At 42.4% G+C, this 17,779-nt stretch carries 12 protein-coding genes; 9 read left to right on the top strand and 3 right to left on the bottom strand.

Annotation, left to right across the window (positions count from 1 at the left end):
* Positions 1–11: 11 nt before the first annotated feature.
* From ACR3I3_RS10270 to ACR3I3_RS10260, 3 genes are all read right to left on the bottom strand, one after another.
* Positions 12–902: a DUF7502 family protein gene (locus ACR3I3_RS10270; RefSeq protein ID WP_440952165.1), complete on the bottom strand. Its 891-nt coding sequence runs from the start codon at positions 900–902 to the stop codon at positions 12–14.
* Between the two features lie 75 nt (positions 903–977).
* Entirely contained in the window at positions 978–1,832 is an 855-nt protein-coding gene (pheA, locus tag ACR3I3_RS10265; RefSeq protein WP_440952164.1) for a prephenate dehydratase, read from the bottom strand.
* 48 nt (positions 1,833–1,880) lie between these two features.
* The gene (locus ACR3I3_RS10260; protein ID WP_440952163.1) at positions 1,881–3,344 is read right to left on the bottom strand and encodes a sulfatase-like hydrolase/transferase; all 1,464 of its coding nucleotides are present in this window, start codon (positions 3,342–3,344) and stop codon (positions 1,881–1,883) included.
* Between the two features lie 577 nt (positions 3,345–3,921).
* Between ACR3I3_RS10260 and mtaA the strand changes: the two genes are divergently transcribed.
* The 9 genes from mtaA (at position 3,922) to ACR3I3_RS10215 (ending at position 17,752) form a co-directional block, all read left to right on the top strand.
* Complete coding sequence (gene mtaA, locus ACR3I3_RS10255; protein WP_440952162.1) at positions 3,922–4,941, top strand: methylcobamide:CoM methyltransferase MtaA; 1,020 nt, start codon at positions 3,922–3,924, stop codon at positions 4,939–4,941.
* Positions 4,942–5,055: 114 nt separating this feature from the next.
* Positions 5,056–6,666 (top strand): methylamine methyltransferase corrinoid protein reductive activase, encoded by a 1,611-nt coding sequence (locus ACR3I3_RS10250; RefSeq protein ID WP_440952161.1) that lies wholly within the window; start codon positions 5,056–5,058, stop codon positions 6,664–6,666.
* A gap of 472 nt (positions 6,667–7,138) precedes the next feature.
* Positions 7,139–10,651 (top strand): PAS domain S-box protein, encoded by a 3,513-nt coding sequence (locus ACR3I3_RS10245; protein ID WP_440952160.1) that lies wholly within the window; start codon positions 7,139–7,141, stop codon positions 10,649–10,651.
* A gap of 145 nt (positions 10,652–10,796) precedes the next feature.
* Positions 10,797–11,561 carry a methanol--corrinoid protein MtaC gene (gene mtaC / locus ACR3I3_RS10240; RefSeq protein ID WP_440952159.1) on the top strand — a complete coding sequence of 255 codons (765 nt, stop codon included), beginning with the start codon at positions 10,797–10,799 and terminating at the stop codon, positions 11,559–11,561.
* 12 nt (positions 11,562–11,573) lie between these two features.
* Entirely contained in the window at positions 11,574–12,959 is a 1,386-nt protein-coding gene (gene mtaB / locus ACR3I3_RS10235; protein ID WP_440952158.1) for a methanol--corrinoid protein co-methyltransferase MtaB, read from the top strand.
* Between the two features lie 770 nt (positions 12,960–13,729).
* Positions 13,730–14,500, top strand: coding sequence for a methanol--corrinoid protein MtaC (gene mtaC, locus ACR3I3_RS10230; RefSeq protein ID WP_440952157.1), 771 nt, complete (start codon positions 13,730–13,732; stop codon positions 14,498–14,500).
* 13 nt (positions 14,501–14,513) lie between these two features.
* Positions 14,514–15,899 (top strand): methanol--corrinoid protein co-methyltransferase MtaB, encoded by a 1,386-nt coding sequence (mtaB, locus tag ACR3I3_RS10225; protein ID WP_440952156.1) that lies wholly within the window; start codon positions 14,514–14,516, stop codon positions 15,897–15,899.
* 335 nt (positions 15,900–16,234) lie between these two features.
* On the top strand, positions 16,235–16,810 hold the full coding sequence (locus ACR3I3_RS10220; RefSeq protein ID WP_440952155.1) for an acetate uptake transporter: 576 nt from the start codon (positions 16,235–16,237) through the stop codon (positions 16,808–16,810).
* Positions 16,811–16,852: 42 nt separating this feature from the next.
* Complete coding sequence (locus tag ACR3I3_RS10215) at positions 16,853–17,752, top strand: cation diffusion facilitator family transporter (RefSeq protein ID WP_440952154.1); 900 nt, start codon at positions 16,853–16,855, stop codon at positions 17,750–17,752.
* Positions 17,753–17,779: the final 27 nt, after the last annotated feature.

The raw sequence follows: 17,779 nt of genomic DNA, 5'->3' as shown, positions 1-17,779 counted from the left end.
ATGTGATCATCTCAGTTCTTTGCCATCTCCTCGAAATATTCCTTTATGATACTCTCATAGCCTTCGGGGAGTTGCTCATAATAGGCCGGTGATGACATCAGTCCGACCTCGTAGGCCGATGAGCTCTCGAATTCAGGCGGCTGTTCCTCGCCTTCTTCACCTGCGGTAAAACCGGTTCCTGCTCCCGGTGGAAGCGACAGGTCCACTTCCTCACCTTCAACAACTATTATAGCCGGCTCGCCCATGAGATCTTCTTCGCCACCATTCCCGCTGCTTCCTTCAAGCGTAAATGACTCATCAGGGGATGTTGCATTCTCTTTGCCGCTTATTCCCGGAATGTTCTCTAACAGCTCATTGTAGTCTTCAGGAGTATAGTCTGAACGATAGTCGCTAACGTTCACTAAAGCGAAGATCATAAGTGAGGCTACAAGCAGTGCCATACTGGTTTTAAATCTCTTTTTTTCGAGAAGTTCGGACGAGTTGACCTTCGAGGCGATCTCAAGTACATTACTCATGAGCTCGTCAACAATAATGTTGTGAATATTCCTGTTGTCGTTCGCTGTGCGTAGCTTCTCGTTCAGGGGAGGGAACTTCTTCTCTATAAGCGGTACTATCTGTACCTTTTTGTCCCTGAGATGAATGGCGATGGTAAGAAAGAGGGCAATGAATATGGATATTGCTGCAAGCAAAAGACTTCCTGCAGGGATAATGCCTTCGGGACCATATGTTGAATCTGCATAGAGTTCGAAGGTCCTGTATGTGAAAAGTAACTTGTCGATGTTCAGTATCTTCAGCAGGCTGAATGATATTAATGCGATAATTGAAAAATCCAGTATCTTATAGATACGGTGATATTTATTGACCGTAGCTTCCTGTTTTCTAATAAATCCATCAATATCCATAAGTACAGATCCCTTTAATCTAAATTACCACGATTGCTACGAACACTATTCATCGCTTAATATAAAAATGTGTTTTTAGCTATCCAGCTGGTAGCCATTATATGAACCAAGGACCTTCAGCATGGATACTCTGGACTCAATATGATATAGAGCATCTTTTATAATTGCATCGGATGCGTTTCCCTCCAGATCAATATAGAATAGGTAGTCACCAAGCGATCTTTTGGATGGTCTTGATTCGATCCTTGTGAGGTTTATGTTCCTCTTTGCGAATTCCCCGAGAAGCTCGTATAGGGAGCCTGCCCTGTCGTCACCGATGTAAGCTATTATGGAAGTCTTATGGACATAGGCATTCTCTGTGCTTGTGTCCACGGTCTCACGATCGGTCCTTCGGATCGCGACAAAACGGGTGTGGTTCTGCTTCCTGTCCTGGATGTTCGGCATCAGTATATTAAGTCCATAGGCTTCTGCGGATTCCTTTGATGCAATAGCTGCCATTTCATCGAACTCGTTGGCAAGCTTGGCAGCGTGTGATGTGCTTCCTGTTGTACGTATCTCGACACTTTCGAAATGTGTTTTTATGAACTGCCTGCACTGTGCAAGTGCCTGCGGATGTGAAAGTATGATCCGGATATCGGACATCTTACCTCTGGAAAGCAGGCAGTGTTCAATGGGTACAACGATCTCTCCTATAATAGTAACATCGCTTTCCAGCAGCAGGTCAAGCGTGACACCTACTGACCCTTCAATAGAATTCTCGATGGGGACGACCCCCATATCCGTTCTTCCTTCGATGACCGCGGAAAAAGTGTCGCTGATGTCATCATAATATATCAGGGTTGAACTATCTGTGATTCCCTGTTTTTTTATCCAGCCTTTTGCAGCTTTATCTGAGTAGGACCCTGCCGGTCCGAGCACACCAACGATCATCGGTGTGAATGGGCTTGCTTTATAAAAATAGTTTGTGTTGGTCCAGTATCATTTCTTCATGATCCTGAAGATGATAACAAGTCCTGCAAGATTTATCAGTACTATGAGAACAGAACCGAAGGTTCGGAGCGTATTTTTTTGTCCGGTATCATTAGTTTCTTTTGAAACAGAGGTTGCCGGATCGAACCTTATGATCCTGTCCGAATCAGAATATACTGCTTTTTCCATGATCAGGTCTGTATCTTCTTCTGTTTCAACGATCACATTGTACTGTTTATATTGTTCAAGTCCGTAGAAAATATATGAATCGTCCCCGTTTGCAGTGGAGATGGTTTCGTTATCGCTAAATATGGTGACAGCAGCAGGTTCAGGCAATATTACTTTAAGATTTACATAATCTTTTGAACCAAGGGCTTTGCCATTACTGAAACGCATCTCATTCGGAAGGTCAAGCACGCTGAGTATGGTGGGTGCAATATCCTGCTGTCCGAACTCACCTTCAAGGACCTCGCTCCTCAGGTTCTTTGCCGTTACAATAAAAGGTATTCTGAGAACTTCCGCCTGACTTGAATATTTGTCCGATTTGCTTCCTCCTCTTCCATCTGCAGACTGGAATGCCATTCCGTGATCAGATGTTAGTATCAGTGCAAGGTCGTTCTTCTCTGTTATTTCATGAAGCTTGCCTATCATTATGTCAAGGTCTTCGATGGTATCGGCATAACCGTCACTCCTGCGATAGAGCCCTGCTGTATCAACCGCACCGACGTTAACAGTGAGGATGAACTTCTGTTCCGGATAGTTCTCATGCATCAGGTTAAGAACATCGATCGAAGTATCCATTGCCCAACGGTTGTATGCATAGTAACGTTCGATGCTCCCTTCCGGATATTCTTCAATGTATCCGGGTGCAATGTATGCATGTTGTTCCATTATTTCGGTGACAGATACTTGCATGTCATCATACTCGCTCTGGTGTTGGGAATTTGTTAATACTTCCATTTGTGGGTCGTTGATCGATGTCGTAATGTCATGTACAACAATATCCTGTTCTGAAAGCATTTGTGGAATGTCTCCTTTTTGGAGGATTGCAATGACAAGGTATCCGTTCTTGTGTGCAATGTCATAGATCGTTGCATCAGCATGGGCAACCATTGCAGGACCTGCTCCGGAATTTCCTGTGACGATCACCGAATGTCCGGTTTCGCCTTCCTGCGAGGGAGTTAAGATATTGACAGCTCTCAGGCCGTCGTCCGAAGCGACATGGATGTTACGGGCAACCGGTTTCTCAATAGCGGAGCCGTCGAGTGCGTATGGTGTTACTTCGGGGTATATATAGGATGATCCAAGTCCGTCGATAATAAGAAGAACGGCCCCGTTAGGGGTGTTGGTGGGGTTGACATCCACCTGCGTGAGTGCCCCGGCAGGAAGGGCATTCAGGAAAATTATAAGATAAGTAATGAGAACAATCCGGTTTACTATGGAAATTTTATTTAAAGCACATCCGTTTTTCATCCCGTGATCAATAATTGTCTCTAATAAAATAGGTAATGTTTTTTCATTTCTTCCTTTGTTTTTTAATTTATATACGTCATTTTTCTGTTTTTTTTGCTAAATTCAACCAGATTTTAAATTCATTTTATTTATAATCTTTTACTATTAGTTATATATATCTTATTATTTTTGTACTTTTGAACTTTAATAATGTTTGCTGAACTTTATTTTCATATACTTTTCCTTATTATCTAATTATATCTATTTTCATTTAGAGATTTCTTTTTATATTATATTAGAATAAGCAATTTTTAATATTACTATATAAGTATTTCTGTATTAAAAATTGCATTTTTTTTGTACTTTTATTTTTTTATTTAAAAAACACAATCAATAGGTATTATAATTTATCAACATAACTGTAAAATCTTTTATATTTGAACAGATAGTTTTATATATTATTTTTTGCCAAAGCAAATGTTTTTATAATATTATTTCAGACTTAATTTTGGGTAAAACCACCCGATCTGTGAACTTGAAAATTAATATGTGCTGTATCAGGCACGATCCGATCTTAATCTAAATGGAGTGAGAAAAAATGACTGATTTAACCCCGAAAGAAAGACTGTTGAAAGCATTGAAGAAAGAAGAAATTGACAAGATCCCTGTAGTTTCTGTTACTCAGACCGCAACTGTTGATCTTATGGAGCAGACCGGCGCAGCATGGCCGGAAGCACACAGTGATCCTGAAAAGATGGCAGCACTTTCGATCGCATCACACGAGATCGCCGGTCTGGAAGCTGTCAGGTATCCTTACTGCCTGACCGTCCTTGCAGAGGCAATGGGCTGTGAGGTCAACATGGGAACAATGGACAGGCAGCCATCTGTCACAGATCACCCATATCCAAAGGGAGTTGACAACCTTGAGATGCCTGCCGATCTTCTCAGTCAGGGAAGGATCCCTGCTGTACTTGAAGCATCAAAGATAATCAGGGAAAAGGTAGGAGACGACATCCCGCTGATCGCAGGTATGGAAGGTCCTGTAACCCTTGCATCAGACCTTGCAAGTGTCAAGAAGTTCATGAAATGGTCTATTAAGAATCCAGAGGACTTCGAGACAATTCTCGACTTCGCAACAGATGCATGCATCGAATATGCAAACGCATTGGCAGATGCAGGCGCTGATCTCATCTGTGTACCAGACCCTGTAGCATCACCTGACCTTATGAACCCATCCACATTCGACACAATGCTAAAACCAAGGCTTATCAGGTTTGCAGAAGGCGTCAAATGCCCAATGGTACTTCACGTATGCGGTAATGTAGAACCTATCATCGACATGATGGCAGATTGCAAGTTCGAAGGTCTTAGTATCGAGGAGAAGGTAAAGGACCTTAAGGGTGCTGTTGCAAAGGTTGGCGACAGGGCAGTCATTGTAGGTAATGTGTCCAGTCCTTTCACATTGCTTGCAGGCGATGTTGCAAAGGTCAAGGAAGATTCAAAGAAAGCTCTTGATGGAGGCGTTGCTGTGCTGGCTCCAGGATGTGGTATTGCACCAAAGACGCCTGTGGAGAACATCAAAGCAATGATCGAGGCAAGAGACGAATACTTTGCCTGAACAAATTTCATAAGCTAAAGGTCCTGTTGATCGGGACCTTAACTTATTTCGAACTTATATTCTTTATTACAAACAACATTCTCCGGTTTGTTCAATGAGCAAGGAGTCATGATCATGGGAACAGGAATTGCAATAGACCTTGGAACAAGTGGGTTCAGGGCACAAAAGGTGGATATGGGCAATGGGGAGATCAAGAGAACCGTCATTACAATGAGAAATCCTCTGCCTGGTGCAAATGTCATGGATCATCTGGATTTTGCGATGACATACGGTCAGGACAAGGCACATGATCTTGTAATCAATGCTTTCAAGCACATTGTAAATGAACTTGGACCGGAGGATGGTAAAATTGAAAGGATTGCGATCTGTGGTAATCCTATACAGCTATCACTTTTCCAGGGAATCCCTATAGATGATCTTGCATATGCAGGTGAAAGAAAAAAGCAACTGATGAACATTCAGGAGCAGAAGCGTGATGCTGCAATCGTTGACAGCGCAGAGATAAAAGGTCTAGAGGATCTTGAATGCAAGGTTGTGATCCCTCCTGCCATAAAACATGAGGTGGGTGCCGATGCCCTCGCACTTATCGTAAAGTCAGGTATGCTGGATTCTGATGACATCTCGATCGCAACCGATTATGGGACCAATGCGGAAATGGCCCTCAAGGTCGGAAATGTGATCTACACAGGATCTGCAGCTGCAGGTCCTGCACTTGAAGGGCAGGAGATCGGAGATGGCAGTATTGCACGCCCGTTTGTGATATCGGATATAGAGTTCAATGATGGAGATCTCCGAAACTTTGTCCTTGACGAAGAGATGAATACTGTACAGGGATCTCTTGTGAACTACAAAAATGGTGATGTAGTCGAGGAAGGTACCATAACTGCTACCGGCATAACAGGTACCGGTGTAATAGCACTCATAGATGAAGCTATGAGCAATGGCATTATCCAGTTACCTAATATTAAAACAAGTGATAAGATACTTTATCTCCAGGATGGTGTCAGGTTCACGGAAAAGGACCTCGCAGAAGCAGGAAGAGCTATTGGTGCCATACGTGCAGGCCATGTGACCCTCTGTAACGCTGCAGGCATATCCATGGAAGATGTTCAGGTAGCTTACATGTCCGGCGCAGCAGGAACATATATGGATGCACTGAAAGCGCATCGTATAGGCATGATTCCATACAATGTCTCAAAAGTGTGCCAGATCGGGAACACTTCCCTTATCGTTGCAAAGGAGATCCTGCTTTCTGAAGACCGGTTATGGGAACTCCAGAATATAGCAAGGGAGATCCTTGGAACCCATGTTATGTTCGCAACAGATGAGGCATTTAAGGAAGCTTACATCCTGGAACTTTCATACTGGAATGAGGGTATGCCTTTCAAGGCCCTTAAGAAGTTCCTGAAGAAAAAAGGTCTTCCAACTCTGGATGAGGTGAAAGTTCCTCCTGAGGTTGAAAAACGTGTTGTGAAAGATATCCCTGATCTGGGTAGTGAAGGTCTGCATGTTCTGGATCAGGTTGGAACTTACCTTAAAATGGAGGTTGAAGGCTGTATCGATTGCCACCAATGTATGGAAGTCTGCCCGAACAATGCCCTGGAAGAAGCAGATCGCAATGTCAGCATAAGGACCGATCTTTGTGATGGTGCACATTGCCAGAAGTGCATTCATGCATGTCCTGAGAATGTGCTGAACTGGGAAAACCTGAAAGTTATAGGTTAAACCTAAGTCAAACTAATGTAGAATTATAAGCTCACACCTATAAGGTACTCTGTACTGGATATTGATCTAAAAGTAAAGGATTGGATCGAAGGAAGCTACTATAGATCATTAGATGTGAGCAATTTCCATTATTCATTGATTTAAGATAACCTTTTCGTTCAGAGGATTCCTCTTAAAGATATGTAGGTTACAAGTATGTGTGTGCAGCTGCTGATCATGTGCCTTATTTAATGTTTAATGTATGTAGCTGGCATGAGACTTCCAGTTATTAGCTAATAAATTTATTAGGTTGAATAACGTATTAGTAAAAAACGTGTAAAACGGAGATTATACTATATACAGTTCCAGAGTTTATGCAGGTTTCAAACCTGCTGAAAAGGAGTCAATTGTAGCGTTGTTAGGCAGTATGCCTGAATTTGATAGCTTAAGCTCTGTCTTTTTTTCATGGGATCTTAAGAATGGCTGGAAAGTCATGAATGTTTCTGAAAATGTATCTCTTTTCGGCTATACTGCTAAAGAGTGCACTTCAAAGGATTTCTTGTATTCTGATCTTGTTCACCCTCATGACCTGAAGCGCGTCGTTTCAGAGATAGAGGATCATCTTCAAGAGGGGGGAATATCATCTTTTGTGCAGAACTACAGGATACTTGCAAAGGATGGCTCTGTGGTGGATGTAAAGGTCCTTAATAGGGTTGCAGTTAATACCGATGGTTCTATTGGTTCTGCCTATGGTTTTATGATCGGAATGCTGAACTTTTCCGTTTCATGCCTTACAAATTGTCATTTTGAATCGATCGTAGGTTCGCTAAAAGAGTCTCTTCTGATAGTGAATAACGATCTTGAAGCAGTCTATGCGAACAATTCACTCTATGAAATGTTCAAATTAAGGCCCGAGGATGTAATCGGCAGAAATGCAGAGAAGTTTACTCAGTTCCGGAAATCTTCTCCGGAGATCTTTGATAGGATCAAATATGTTTGTTCTGAAGGTGTTCCTGTCAAGGACCTTGAATTCACATACAAGTTCGCGAATGTCGGGAAGCGTTCCATTTTATTGAATATAAGTCGTATATCTTCTACCTCAGATGATGAATGTCTTGTTCTTTTAGCATTTGAAGATATAACTGAATTGAAAAAAATAGAAGAGCTGTTATCATCTGAAGAGAAATATTCCACCCTTGTTGAAAAAGGAACAGAAGGCATTATTGTTGTTCAGGATGATCTTGTTAAATATGCTAATTCAAAGTTCTGTGAACTCCGGGGGTTGCCAAGGGATGAGGTCATAGGTTCAGAGCTGTTATCGCATCTGCCTGCAGAATATCATCGCATGATCTCGATAAAGGTCAAAAAATGGCTTTCGGGAAGGAAGGATCCTAAAAGCTATGAAGTGAATCTTTTCTCAAAAGATAATGTGACAATTCCTGTTGAAATAACAGCATCAGCTGACGATTATGAGGGTAAGCCGGGAATAATTCTCAGTATTAATGATATACGTGAGAAAAGAAAAGCAAAAGAAGCTCTTGTAGATACTGAGAAGAACTTCAGGCTTATCTTTGAGAGATCCCCTATTGGAATTGTACGTTTCGACCAACAGGGTATGATCACAAACTCAAATGAAGCATTTGATGAATTGTTTGAAGTCTCTTATGAAAATGCTATTGGTAAGAGCCTTTTTGATCTCCTGAAAGACGGTGAGGTAACTGAGGGGATCAATAAGATCCTTAAAGGAAGATCAAACTCATTCGAAGCTGAGACACAGATCCCAAAAAGAAACGGCTCACTGTTACTTCGTCTGAATGTAAGTTCATTGATCGTAGATGGTTTCCCACAGGGTGGCATGGCTATCTTTGATGATATAACCCTGCATAAGATGGGTGAGGAATCTCTCCAGCAAAATGAGAGCCGTCTGAAAATACTTCTTGAACTCAGCCAGATGGAAGATCAGGATGTAGCCAGTATAACTCGATTTGCTCTCCGTTCGGCTCTGGATCTTACACGAAGCAATAGTGGTTATCTTGTCAGAATAGGGGACAATGAGGTCCCTGGCAAGATACTGTGCCTTTCAAAAGACAAGCAAGGTCAGTATCTATTTAGTGAGGATGTTCATGATTGCTCCGCCGAAATGAAAAAGGACTTTATTAAGCGCATTGCAAAAAATATGCCTTTGTATTCTAAAGTTATGGAAGAATACAATTATCCTGATGATCTGGGAAAAAATGTCAAGCTACTGGAGATTCCATTCTACGAAGGTGGTGCCATCAGATTTGTTCTGGGTATTGGTAACAAGGACAAAGCATACAATTACTTTGATACTCATAACCTTAAGCTTCTTCTTCAGTCCATGTGGGAACTTATTGTTCACCGGGAAGCTGATGAAGCTCTCAGAGCATCCGAGGAAAAATATTCCACGCTCATTGAAAAAGGGAATGATGGTGTGGTCATAGTTCAGGGAGGTGTGCTGCAATTTGCAAACACAATGTTCTCTGAGATCGTGGGTTTATCTCGTGATAAGGTTGTGGGTACAAAATTTTCAGATTACCTCACACCCGAATACAGGAGAATGATCGAAAAGTTATTCTCAAAGGTACTTGAGAAGAAAAAGAGTATAAATCGCAGGTCTGAAGTTCTCCTTCTGGGTAAGGGTGGGGTGTCTGTGCCGGTTGATATCACTATCTCTCGCATTGAGCACAATGGGAAACCTTCGGTAATGGCCATTATTCATGATATTACCGAACAGAAAGCAAAAGAGCAGGAGTTACTGGATTCCCTTGAAGTCCAGAAGGTCCTCCAGGCTGTTATCAAAACAAGTCCTGCGATCGTATTTTTCTGGAATGCCCGGGATGAGTGGCCAGTGGAGTTTGTTTCTGAGAACATAGAAAGACTGGGTTACTCTGCGGAAGACTTCCTTTATGGAAGATTGAAGTATGGTGATATTATTCATCCATCAGACATAGAAAGGGTACATGCTTATTTTGCCAGGAAGATCGCTGAAAACGCATCCGAATATCGCCTTGAATATCGTGTAATGACGGCATCAGGTGAGGTCAGATGGGTTGAGGAAAGGTCAACTCCTCAATATGATGCAGAAGGCAGGATGGAGCACATTCAGGGAATTATCATGGATATCACTGAGCGTAAAAGGATCAACCAGTACCTCAATATCGAGTCAGAGGTGGGTAATTTCTTCACTCCTACCGGGGATCTTCAGGAAACATTTGACCAGCTTCTGGAGTTCGCCTTGCATATTGAAGGTCTTGATTGTGGTGCTCTCTATCTTGTTGATAAGAATAACGGAGATCTGAACATTGTATCTCATGAAGGCCTTTCTGAAGATTTTGTAAATCTCTATTCTCACTTTGATCAGGATTCGATACAAAACAAGTTCTTCCTTATGGGTTATCCTCTTTATAAGCTCTATTCAGAAATGTTCCCTGCAACCCGGTACGATAATCGTGTGGATGAGGATCTTCTGATCACGGCAGCAGTTCCTGTTAAGTATAAGGAAGAGATCGTAGCAGTTCTTTTCCTTGCATCTCATTTTGAGTATGATCTTCCATATGACGTACGTACATCAGTGGAAACCATTGCTGCACAGATCGGTTCTATCATAGGTCGTATTGAAACTGAAGTTCATATACAGAAAAACCAGAATGATCTGAAGTTGCTCCTCGACAGTATTGAGGATCTCATATTTGTTCTGGACCTGGAAGGATGCGTGCTTTATACAAATCAAAGTGTTACGAATAGGCTTGGTTACTCAAAGGAAGAGGTCACCGGTATGAATTTCATAAAAATGCATCCGCATAATAAGGTGCTGGATGCAGCGACCAGGTTCAATGATGCTGTTTCAGGAAAGAAGGTGGATTTTACACTTCCTCTTCTTACCAGTACAGGAATGATGGTCTCAGTAGAGACAAGGCTAACGGAAGGCAGCTGGAACAAAGAAGAAGCACTGATAGCTACCTGCCGTGAGTTGAAAAGGGGCTGATATCCTGTATTCCGGAAAAACACTTAATATGTCAAATTTGTTTGTGAATAGATATTTATCGAACTTATTGAGTAATTTATTATCGAAATTTGTTAGCTGGTATATAGTGGACCATAGTCCATTGATATTTATGGAGAGGTAATTAGTGATCGACATAAATCCTCAACGTACCCTGGTACGATATAATGTGAGAGTAGAACAGGAAATGACTCCTGAGGAAGTTGCGGAAGAACTTTTCCCGGCAGATGAGGATATACGTGAAGTTGCGAGGGCTGTCTTTGAGGGTGACGAAGATGAAGTAGTGGAAAGCCTTCAGAATGCTATGGATAATGGCAAGGATCCCCTTATCCTGATAAATGATGCACTTATGGTCGGAATGGAGATAGTTTCGACACTTTATGATGATAATATGTTGTACCTTCCTGATGTCATCATCTCAGCCCAGGCAATGATCGAAGGTATAGAGTATTGTAAGGAACGTTCCGGCGAAGACCACGAATACAAGGGCAAGGTTGTCTCCTATGTTGTGGAGGGCGATATCCACGATATCGGCAAGAAGATCGTAACGGTTCTTCTCAGGGCAAAAGGCTATGAGGTGATCGATCTTGGAAAGGACGTTCCTGTTGAGGAGGTCATAGCTGCTGTCAAAAGGGAGAAACCTATAATGCTTACCGGTACTGCCCTTATGACTACTACAATGTCTGCATTTAAGGACGTGAACTCACGTCTTCTTGAAAGTGATATTAATGTTCCTGTAGTTTGTGGCGGGGGTGCTGTTACGCAGGATTTCGTGTCCCAGTACGATCTTGGTCTCTATTGTGAGGAAGCAGCGGATGTTCCAAAGATCGCGGATGCTATTCTGAAAGGATTTGATATTGAACGCCTCAGGAGGGAGTTCCATAAACATTGATGGTGGTAATTTATGGATGTAAAACGCTACACTAAAATGGCATATGATGATTTTGAGGATATGGTTTTTGGATTTTCCCCTAACCCCTTAAAGACAGGGTTTGACCTTGAGATCGGGGGTGGTTATACTTCCGCAGAGGTGAACTATGCTCCACGCCCTGCTTCAGGCGAGTCAAAGGAGAAACTTGTTAGGGAGTATGAGAAGATCACGAGAGATGTTCTTCAACGGATGGTGCAGGTAGGTTTCCCTTCCGTGGTTCTTGAGACCGAGCATGTCCTTCAGATGACCACTCATCCTGATTGGGGTGCTGAGGTTGCACACGCACAGAAGACCATCATGGAGGAATACTATGATGAGTATGGAATTAAATGCGCGTTACGTAACACCCTTGCTGATATACGTGGAGGTCGTGAGACCCTTGATCTGCGTGGTGAACACTATGATCTACTTATGGAATCATTCGATCAGGTAGCAGCCAGCGGGACAGATATGCTTTCTATTGAATCACTTGGGGGAAAAGGTGTTTTTGACAATGCTATCCTCCATAACGACATTTCAGGAGTTCTGTTCTCCATAGGTATCCTTGGAACCCTTGATGTTGAGTTCATATGGTCAGATATAAGCAAGATCGCAAAGAAGCACAATGTGATCGCTGCTGGAGACACCGATTGTTCTCAGGCAAATACTGCGATGTTCATTGCAGGCGGTCTCCTTGACAGGAAACTTGCACATACGATAGCAATTGTGGCAAGAGCTATCTCTGCTCCAAGGTCACTTGCAGCATACGAGGCAGGCGCTGTAGGTCCTGGTAAGGACTGCGGATATGAGAACACTATCATAAAAGCGATCGCCGGTGTGCCTATCTCACAGGAAGGAAAAGCTTCCACCTGTGCACATTCAGATGTCATGGGCAATCTTGTCATGCAATGCTGTGATCTCTGGTCGAACGAGTCAGTGGAGTATCACGGCGAATTCGGCGGTACAAGTGTCCAGTGTTGGGGTGAGACATTGTCCTATGATTGTTCAATGCTGAATACTGCTATAGAAGCCGGTTATGAAAAGGTCTTCAGGGATGTCCTGATGGCCTCGGACAGGTATCGTGATCCTCAGTCCTTCATACTTGCGTTCGATAATGCGTACAGGATAGGTGAGTCCATTGTAAGGGATGGTAATGATATCTATCTCCGTGCAAAGAATGCTGCAATTGAAGCCTGTGATATTGTTGAAAGAGGTTCAAGAGGGCAGCTGGAGCTTTCCAGGTTCGAGAAAGCATCTTTAACAAAAGCTAACAAGGCGCTTTGTTCTATGACTGATGAAAAGGACGTATTCATCGAAGAGCAGATGGATAAGTTCAAAGCCGAAATGCCTGAGTTCAGGCCTGAAAATTATGGTTATTGAGAACAGTCCTTTTCATTTTTTCATTTTTTTTCTTCTTATCAGTCATTATTTTTGCTGATCGATGTGTGGTATAGTGTTTTTTCTGTCATTTCAGGCGTTGCGCAGAGATATATTATTTAAGTATTATGGTTATTGTTGATAGTAGCAGAAAATGTCTGTTCTTATTTAGGATCCGGTCTCTTCATTTGACAACACCAATCTTGCTAAAATTTTAAAATATTTGTTTTGCAGATCTTTACTGTATTTCTGTTCATAGGCTCTACTACTCTGGTTTTCTCTCTCTTCTGGCTTTATTTAATGAAGTTATGTGCTATATATTTATTTCTATTGTAATGTGTTTCTTTATCTTGTACTGCTTTTTTATATCTATCAATAATCGAATTGCTTCGCCTTTTTGTATGTTCTTGTTGGGCTTCAGATAGGTATTGTGTCCTTGGGTTATTTTTATATACTACTTTACACTTAGTAAAATTGCATTGTTATATATAAGTATATTTACACAAAACAATGCTTTATTTTTTTAGTTTTTCTTTTTACTCTATATTTTCAATATCAATAGGCTTCTTAATTTCTAAAAATAACAATCTAAATTAAATTTGTTGAATCGTTATTTTTATATATAAAAACACCAACTTCGATATACTTATATACTTGATTGGCAGACGTTTTATCAGGGTTTCAGAACGAGATCCTGTGGAATCAGATCAATGGCGATCTTCTATCTGTACGATGATCGTCATAAAAAAATAAAAAATCGAAGGAAGTAAAACATGACCAGTCTGGATATAGACCCCAGTGAAATTCTGGTAAGGTATAATGTAAAAATGGAAAAGGCTATGACACCTGAAGATGCTGCAGCTGAACTCTATCCAACCGATGAGTTATACAGGCCAATTGCAGAAGCTATCTTTGATGGTGAAGAAGACGACGTTATCGAAGGTCTTGAAGCTGCGATCGATGCAGGCAAGGACCCAATTGCATTGATCGACGATGCACTTATGGTAGGTATGAAGGTCGTTACAGATCTGTACGATCAGGGTATCATTTTCCTGCCAAACGTCATGATGTCCGCAGATGCAATGCTTGAGGGTATCGAGTTCTGTAAGGAACAGTCCGATGAAGCACCTGTTTCAAAAGGAAAGGTCGTCTGTCACGTAGCAGAAGGAGATGTACACGACATCGGTAAATCCATTGTTGCTGCACTTCTCAGAGCAAACGGATATGAGGTCGTTGACCTTGGCCGTGATGTCCCTGTAGATGAAGTTATCGAGGCTGTCAAAGCTGAGAACCCAATTATGCTTACAGGTACTGCACTGATGACAACCACAATGTATGCTTTCAAGGCCGTCAACGACAGGCTGCTTGAAGCAGGTATCAAGATACCATTCGCCTGTGGTGGTGGAGCAGTTAACCAGGACTTCGTAACAACATACGAGCTTGGTGTCTATGGTGAGGAAGCAGCTGACGCACCGAAGATCGCAAATGCTATTCTTGCAGGATCTGATCTGAGTGCACTGAAAGAGGAATTCCACAAACACTAAAGAGGTGATAAAAATGGCAATCAACAGATACACAAAGATGGCATATGACAGTGCAGATGACATGATCTTCGGTAAGGCAAAATTCCCTGTAAAGGCAGGACTTGGTCTTGAGATAGGTGCCGGATACACTTCCCCTGAGGTCAACTATGCTCCAAGACCTGAAGCTGGTGCATCAAAAGAGAAGCTTATCAGGGAATACCAGAGGATCACTACCGATATCATGAACCGTATGGTCCAGGTCGGTTTCCCATCTGTGGTACTTGAGACAGAACACGTAGAACAGATGACCAACAACCCAACCTGGGGAGGAGAGGTCGCACACGCACAGAAAGAGATCATGGAAGAGTTCCATGACGAATATGGTATCAAATGTGCATTAAGACACACCTGTGGTGATGTTCGTGAGGACCGTGACTTCCTCGGACTCAGAGGCGACAAGTTCAACGTCCTCATGGAGTCCTTTGAAGAAGTAGCATCAAACGGTGCTGACCTTCTTTCCATTGAGACAATGGGTGGTAAGGAAGTATTCGACTATGCTATCCTGAGGAACGATGTGCCAGGTATGCTCTACGCAATTGGCTGTCTCGGTACCATTGATATGGACTTCATCTGGCAGGAGATCGCAAACGTTGCAAAGAAGCACAACGTCGTAGCAGCTGGTGACACCGACTGTTCCGAAGCTAACACTGCAATGTTCATTGCAGGTGGTCTGCTCGACAAGAACCTTGCTCACACACTTGCTATCATCGCAAGGGCTATCTCAGCACCAAGGTCACTCGCAGCATACGAGGCTGGAGCTGTGGGTCCTGGTAAGGACTGTGGATATGAGAACACCATCGTAAAGGCAATTACCGGTATGCCAATGACACAGGAAGGTAAAACTTCCACATGCGCACACTCTGATGTCATGGGTAACCTTGTCATGCAATGCTGTGACCTCTGGTCTAACGAATCTGTGGAATACCACGCAGAGTTTGGTGGTACATCCGTACAGTGCTGGTCAGAATCCCTCGGATACGATTGTGCTCTGATGAACACTGCACTTGCAACTGGTCAGGAGAAGGTTCTCAGGGACCTCATGGTACTTTCCGACAAGTACAGGGACCCACAGGGCTATGTCCTTGCATACGACAATGCATACCGTGTCGGTGAAGCTATCGTCAAGGACGGAAACGACATCTACCTCCGTGCAAAGAATGCTGCACTCAAATCCATAGAGATCATGGAAGAAGGTGCAGCTGGCAAGCTCGAGCTTACAAGGTTCGAGAAGGGTGCACTCGCAGATGCAAAGGCTGCTCTTGAAGCACTTACAGACGACAAGGAAACCTTCATGAGCGACTGCATGACCAAGTACAAGGAAGAAGTAAAGGTATTCCTGCCTGAGAACTACGGTCTCTAAGCGGATCGCCGATTAGTTTTTCCAGAAGTGGACTGTAGCCCTGATCCCCTCAGGGCTACTTTCATCACCTTTAGAATTGCCTTTGAGTTACAGACAAATTAAAAGATCCTTTCACTATTAAATTAACATCTTTCCTGGACCAAAATCGAACAAAAAATAGACCGGAGGTGATATTCAGGGATTTACAAACTCCTTTATCTCCTTAATTAGTGGTTTTTATTTTAATGAGCAGTATTTGTTCTATTATATACTTTAATTTATAGTTATTAAAATATCTATTATTGATCAATAGTTTACAACATTCATTATTACAATAAAACAGGAAGTGATCATCTTTGGCAGACGATAATTTAAACTTAGTTGATAATACAGCAGATTTTGCACCTCTCGGATTCATAGGGCTTGGCCTTGCAGCTACAATGCTTGGTCTGATGGGGTCAGGATTCTTTGCAGATGCTACAATGGTAGTTTCAATGTCCATCTTCCTTGGTGGATTTGCACAGGTATTTGCAGGTTCTCAGGCCTGGAAGAAAGGTGATGTTTTCGGAGCGACAGCTTTCTCAGCTTTTGGACTGTTCTGGTTCTCCTTTGCATTCATACTGATGTCCTCAGGACTTGCGGGCGGAGTTCTCGGTGCAGCCAGTTCAGCGTCCATTGGTTTCTATCTTCTGGTATGGGGTGTAGTTGCCCTGATCTTATTGCTTGTTGCATTTAAGATCGGAGTTAAGGCAATAATTGTGGTATTCATTACACTCACGCTGACATTCTTCCTGAATGCAGCAGTAAACTTTGGAGTCGGGGTTGGCTCACTTGCAGGGTACATGACCTTATTGCTAGGTCTTTCCGCTTTGTACACATCTCTTGCACTTGTGGCAAATTCTGTATTCGGTAAGACAGTCGCACCACTGTGAAATGAAATTAATATAATAATTTCCCGGTTTTCGGCCGGTCCTGTGACCGGCTGTGCCTGGCAGGAAAAAAGATTAAAAAAAGAAGTGATCGATATGTTGACGATATCAACAATAAAAGGGATCTCATTTGCGGTCTTTTTATTCTATCTTGTGATTGCAGTGCTTAAGGTAGTAGCGGGCACATATGCCAATCTTTCTGCAATTGAATCAGTAGGATATTATTCACTTTTCATCTGTATAATCGGTGCAGCCAGTACCTTTGGTCCGCAACTCATTTCACATTATACGGAGAGAGAACATCCCTATGGATACATGAAATATGGGCCATTGGTATCTCTCTTTATCGCTTTGTTGTTCCTCCTGTTCGTACTTGATTTCTTAAGGTCGTTTGTAACAGATGTATCTGCAGACAGTTATCCCGGATCTTATCCGTTCATGCTTGCCATGGTGATCAGCGGAATCCTGCTGGATATCCTTATACTCCGAAGCAAAAGAATAGGTCTTACTTCGGCAGGGAGTGAGATCCTCAATACTTCCATGATCGAAACTGACCTTTTGTTATCAATTACGGTCGCAGGTGTCCTCATCACAGGAACAATTTATCCTCTTGCAGAACTCCTTGTTGTATTTCTGATCGTAGCATTTCTTTTCAGGGAATGTGCATCAATTATCGTAGAATCAAGCAATACATTGTGTGACGCCTGTGTTCTTGATGAATCTGCAGTATGCAGGTTCGTAAATTCAATAGATGGTGTGGAAGATTGCTATAGGGTACGTGCCCATGGAGCTTCGGAGAGTCTCTTTGTTGACCTTCATGTAAAGGTAATGTCTGATATGCATGTCAGGGATTCCCATAGGTTAATAGCACGCATTGAAAATGATCTGAAAAAAAGTTATAAAGGCGTTTCCGATGTGCTTGTCCATATCGAACCTTTTTATTGAATGATACCTATATTATGTTTATTGGAT

Origin of the sequence: Methanococcoides mangrovi, from assembly GCF_052057775.1 — an archaeon.
In the GTDB taxonomy this organism is placed as follows: Archaea; Halobacteriota; Methanosarcinia; order Methanosarcinales; family Methanosarcinaceae; genus Methanococcoides.
This window is presented reverse-complemented; position numbering and strand designations above follow the sequence as displayed.